Raw genomic sequence first — 2,017 nt, forward strand, 5'->3', positions numbered from 1 at the left:
CGATTAAAGCGGCACGCGAGCTGGGTTCAGAACGTCGTGAGACAGTTTGGTCTCTATCCTCTGCGCTCGTTGGAATCTTGAGGAGGCCTGCCCATAGTACGAGAGGACCTGGGTGGACGAACCTCTGGTATGCCAGTTATCCCGCCAGGGGTATGGCTGGTTAGCTACGTTCGGAAGGGATAACCGCTGAAAGCATCTAAGCGGGAAGCCCGCTCCAAGATAAGGATTCCGTAACCATTTGGTTTGAACCCTCCATGAAGAACACGTGGTTGATAGGCCGGACGTGGAAGCCCTGTAAAGGGTGGAGCTGACCGGTACTAACAGGGAACAACAATCACTATATTCAACCCATAACATTGGGTTGGACAAGTATCCAACTATGCTACAAACTAACTCCAACAAGGAGCAGTAACTATCACGAAAACGATGAATCGCGTCTACTATCCGGTCCCCAAACCATCACAAGACCAGCAGAAAAAAACATGATTTTTCTGACTGTATTAATTGAAGATTTGCGGCGGTCATAGCCCAGGGGAAACGCCCGGTAACATTCCGAACCCGGAAGCTAAGACTTGGCACGGCAATGGTACTGCACTCGCTAGGGTGTGGGAGAGTAGCACACCGCCGCTATACACGTGATATGAAAACCCGGTCGAGCACACACTCCCGGGTTTTCCCATTTTCTCTTATAACTAGAATACAACCACTACACTAACACATGGCAGAAAACACTCACACACACCACTATCAGCAAGCGTTTTCCGCCACTACAACTAGTGACTGGCAGAAAATGCTCACTAAGCCCCTAGACAGCGAGCATTTTCCGCCACTCCAAGTAACGCGTGGCAGAAAACGCTCGGTCACAGTAGCATCAGTGAGCAAAAACGCCACGCACACTTCTCAACTCGCACTTTCGCCTGACATGTGGAGCGCCGGTATGAGTCAATTATGATTTAACAGAGCATGACTCATTGACAAGGGAGGGTCTTAGACTCGGGCTTATTATGCATTACTTCACACCCAAACGTTGCACCGAGTCGAATAAGATCATGTATCACGATAAGGCGCAAGCTCAGCGCGCTGCCGATCAAAGCCTGATCGAACGCGGCGCTGAATTATGGGTGTATCGATGCGAGTATTGCGGTACTTGGCATTTAACTCATCGTGACCCGCGTGACAGTTACCGAGCGGTCCCGCTGAACCAACAACTCAAGCCACACTCTCGTAAAAAGGGCTACAAGCCAAGAAGACGATAAACGCGAAACCGCCAGTAACGTCAGCCGTAGCGTAATCGCACAGATCAAGAATGACATCCCAAAGGCGTGACATGCGGTGAGTGGCAGAAAACACTCACTGATAAGTCACCAGCGAGCGAAAACCGCCACTCCAAACCAGTGACTGGCGGAAAACACTCGCTCACGCCACAGTCAGAGAGCGTTTTCCGCCACTGATAAGGCCCGAAATTTTGCGCACTTTGGCTTGGGCTTGAGATGAAAGGGCATGGCTCGTGTCCTGTGTACGATTTTCTGTCGCCAAACAAAACAAATCGCGATTGGAAAGAGGGCACGAAGCCATGTCACAGCAGATTCTACAGGTCGACCAGGCCATGTTGGAGACCACCCTGGACCGGATGGTCCGTAGAAGCGTCGAGGAGACGTTGAACGCAATGCTCGACGCCGAGGCCGACGAGATCACGGGCGCCGCCCGTTACGAGCGCAGCGGGGATCGCAAGGCGTACCGGGCCGGCCATTACAAGCGTGATCTGACCGTCAAGGCCGGGAAAATGAGCCTGAAGGTACCGAAACTGAAGGGCGCGGTGTTCGAGTCGGCCGTGATCGAGCGTTACCGGCGGCGCGAGGAGAGCGTCGAGGAGGCGCTGATTGACATGTATCTGGCGGGCGTGTCCACGCGTCAGGTTGATGATGTCAGCCAATTGTTGTGGGGTGATCGCATGCCCTCGCAGACTCTGAGCGACAAGCTCAAGCGCATCTACGCGGATATCGACGCGTGGCGGGAG

Annotated in this window: 2 protein-coding genes and 2 rRNA genes; all 4 read left to right on the forward strand. The window is 53.1% G+C overall.

The window, feature by feature from the left end:
• Positions 1-341: ribosomal RNA gene (locus BHAP_RS11200) — 23S ribosomal RNA — on the forward strand; the annotation flags it as partial.
• Between the two features lie 172 nt (positions 342-513).
• Positions 514-630 (forward strand): 5S ribosomal RNA (gene rrf / locus BHAP_RS11205).
• A gap of 374 nt (positions 631-1,004) precedes the next feature.
• On the forward strand, positions 1,005-1,256 hold the full coding sequence (locus BHAP_RS11210; protein ID WP_094730736.1) for a hypothetical protein: 252 nt from the start codon (positions 1,005-1,007) through the stop codon (positions 1,254-1,256).
• 317 nt (positions 1,257-1,573) lie between these two features.
• Positions 1,574-2,017 (forward strand): transposase (locus BHAP_RS11215; protein WP_211279747.1); only part of this gene is annotated, 444 nt, incomplete at its 3' end.

Origin of the sequence: Bifidobacterium hapali (assembly GCF_002259755.1) — a bacterium.
GTDB lineage: Bacteria > Actinomycetota > Actinomycetes > Actinomycetales > Bifidobacteriaceae > Bifidobacterium > Bifidobacterium hapali.